The organism is Lawsonibacter sp., assembly GCF_022777125.1.
Taxonomy (GTDB): domain Bacteria; phylum Bacillota; class Clostridia; order Oscillospirales; family Oscillospiraceae; genus Lawsonibacter_A; species Lawsonibacter_A hominis.
The window spans coordinates 1-2,571 of sequence record NZ_JALFGV010000062.1 but is presented as its reverse complement, the minus strand read 5'-3'; the positions used below and the strand labels follow the sequence as shown (position 1 = coordinate 2,571).

Here is a 2,571-nt window from a genome sequence, read left to right as displayed (position 1 = left end):
ACGCAAGTCCCGTGCGCAGACGGAAAGCTTTACGTCGCAGCCGTTCTGGACTGTTATAACGGTGAGATCATAGGTCTTGCCATGGATAACAACATGAGGAAGGAACTCTGTATCCACGCTTTTTGCTCTGCCTGCCAGGCTAAGGAAAGGCAACCCATATGATAATGCCATGGCGGAAAATCTCTTCTCCATTCTTAAAACGGAGTGCATTTGCCGCCGCAAACCGGCGACTTTCTCTGAAGCCAACGAGAGGATTGACCGCTATATCCACTTTTACAACCATGAGCGCATTCAGCTAAAGACTGGAGAGGCGCCGCTTGCGCGGCGCCTCTCCACATAAAACTCAATAGTTCCTGCCAGGGCCCCTTTTTGTACGGTCCGCACAACCTGGGGCAGTTCAGTTTGCGGCTGGGGCCGGGGCGTTTTGCTTGTCAGGCGGCCTATGGCCTTTTGACAAACGGTTCGCTGACGGCTGAAGCTCAATTACCCGCGCAATGGTCGTCCCAGCCCCCCGGGGAGGGTGCGCTTCGACATGTGCGACGCCGGAAGGGGCGGAGTTTTCCTTTGGCCCGATGCTTGGGGACGGCGGAATGCTGCCGGGCAGATCAAAACAGAAACACCGTCAGGGATGGGCCGCGCCCACCAGCGGGGTCAGGCACTCCAGGCCCTCCGCCGCGGCATAGCGCTCCAGACCGGACAGAATGTCGCTTGCCGCGTCCGGCTGGACAAATTGAGCGCTGCCCACTCCCACGGCGCAGGCGCCTGCCAGGAGGTATTCCACTGCGTCCTCCCAGGTGCGGATGCCGCCGCTGGCAATGATGGGCAGCCGCACGGCCTCATACAGCTCCCAGGTCCGCAGTACGCCGATGGGGCGGATGGCGGGTCCGCAGATCGGCCCCCTGCCGTTGCCCAGGGCGGGCCTGCGCCTGTGCAGGTCGATCTTCATGCCCAGAGGAGTATTGGTGGTGTAGAGCGCGTCCGCTCCCGCCGCCTCCACGGCGGCGGCAACCTCCAGATAGTTGGGGAAGTTGGTGTTGAACTTCAGAAAAACGGGCAGGGCCACGGCCTCCCGTACGGCCTGCACCAGCTCGCGGGCGGCCTGGGGATCCCGGCTGTAGAAGCCCGCGCCATGGCTGACATTGGGACAGGCCGCGTTCAGCTCCAGTGCCGCGATCCGGCCGCCGAAGCGCGCTTCGGTCTCCCGGCAGAGCGCGACATAGTCCTCTATCGTGTCGCCGCCTACGCTGACGACGATTTGGTCGCGCTCCAGCGCGGCGAGCACCCGGGGCATAGTCTGGGCAAAAAATGCATCCTTTCCGGGGTTTTGCAGGCCGATGGAATTCAGTACCCCGGCGGGCACCTCTGCGATTCGCTCCGGGGGGTTGCCGGCGCGGGGAGCCGGAGTAAACGTTTTCAGGCTCACTGCGCCGAACCGGGACAAATCGGTGTAGCCGGCCAGTTCATAGCCATGGCCGGTACAGCCGGAGGCCCCAAATACGGGGTTGCGGAAGACGGCCCGCCCCAGACGGGTCTCAAGGCTGAGCATGGAAGGCCACCTCCTCTCCCCGAAAGACGGGGCCGTCTTTGCAGACCTTTTTGTAGGTCACGCCGCCGGGCGTATGGATGGCAATGGCACAGCCCAGGCAGATACCGATACCGCAGGCCATGCGCCGTTCCATGGACAGCTGGCAGGGCACGCCGTGCGCCGCCGCGCGCTCCGCCACGGATTCCAGCAGCCCCTCCGGCCCGCAGGAGAATACCGCGTCCGCGCCCTGCGCCAGCAGGGCGTCCAGCGCGGCGGGAAGGGCGGAGCGGTTTTCACAGCAGGAAACGTCCAGCCTTTCCCGGAAGGGAAGCGCATCCAGCAATGCCGCGTCCCGCCGGGGCGAAAACAGCAGACGCACCCGCTTCCCCTCGTCCAGCAGGCGCCGGGCCAGGAAACCCATGGGGGCCAGGCCGATCCCGCCCGCAACCAGGAGACAGTCCCTTGTGTCCGTTTCCCAGGAAAAGCCGCTGCCCAGAGGCCCCAATACGTCGATCTCCATTCCAGGCGTCCAGCCGGTCATATACTCCGTGCCCCGGCCCACGGTACGTACCAGAAGAGAAAAGGTCTCCGTCCCGTCGGCGTCAAAGAGACTGATAGGGCGGCGCAGGAAGGGGTCGCAGCCGCCGGTGAGCTTCAATTCCACAAACTGGCCGGGCAGGGCGGCCCGAGCGATTGCGGGGCAGGTAAAGCGATACAGGGTGTCCCGCGCCGTCACAGGGCGCAGCTCGGTCAATCGCACGAACATGGGGACCCTCCTCAGATGCGGGCCACGCCGCTGTCGCGGGCGGCCCGGGCCACGGCGGCGGCCACCGTCCTGCCCACCCGGGGGTCGAAGGCGGCGGGGATGATGTAATCGGCGTTCAGCTCTTCGTCTGAAATGAGGCCCGCCAGCGCCTCGGCCGCCGCGACCTTCATCGCCTCGTTGATGTCGCTGGCCCGCACGTCGAACGCGCCACGGAAGATGCCCGGGAACGCCAGCACGTTGTTGATCTGGTTGGGGAAGTCGCTGCGCCCCGTGGCCACCA

General features: G+C 64.8%; 4 protein-coding genes. 1 reads left to right on the top strand and 3 read right to left on the bottom strand.

Going from position 1 to position 2,571, the window contains the following annotated elements:
- Positions 1-127 precede the first annotated feature (127 nt).
- A complete protein-coding gene (locus MR825_RS14375) occupies positions 128-340 on the top strand; it encodes an IS3 family transposase (protein ID WP_353845865.1) in 213 nt (70 codons plus the stop codon).
- A 282-nt stretch (positions 341-622) separates the two neighbouring features.
- Here the strand turns inward: MR825_RS14375 and MR825_RS05050 are convergent, their stop codons facing one another.
- From MR825_RS05050 to MR825_RS05040, 3 genes are all read right to left on the bottom strand, one after another.
- A complete protein-coding gene (locus MR825_RS05050; protein ID WP_287879258.1) occupies positions 623-1,546 on the bottom strand; it encodes a dihydroorotate dehydrogenase in 924 nt (307 codons plus the stop codon).
- Positions 1,533-2,291, bottom strand: coding sequence for a dihydroorotate dehydrogenase electron transfer subunit (locus tag MR825_RS05045; protein WP_256176495.1), 759 nt, complete (start codon positions 2,289-2,291; stop codon positions 1,533-1,535). The genes MR825_RS05050 and MR825_RS05045 overlap by 14 nt, the downstream gene beginning before the upstream one ends.
- 11 nt (positions 2,292-2,302) lie before the next feature.
- Positions 2,303-2,571: malic enzyme-like NAD(P)-binding protein (locus MR825_RS05040; RefSeq protein WP_287879255.1), on the bottom strand; the 269-nt coding region annotated here is incomplete at its 5' end.

Excerpts from the sequence above, each read along its gene's own strand:
- MR825_RS05050 (WP_287879258.1), bottom strand. The coding sequence starts at position 1,546 with ATGCTCAGCCTTGAGACCCGTCTGGGGCGGGCCGTCTTCCGCAACCCC.
- MR825_RS05045 (WP_256176495.1), bottom strand. The coding sequence starts at position 2,291 with ATGTTCGTGCGATTGACCGAGCTGCGCCCTGTGACGGCGCGGGACACC.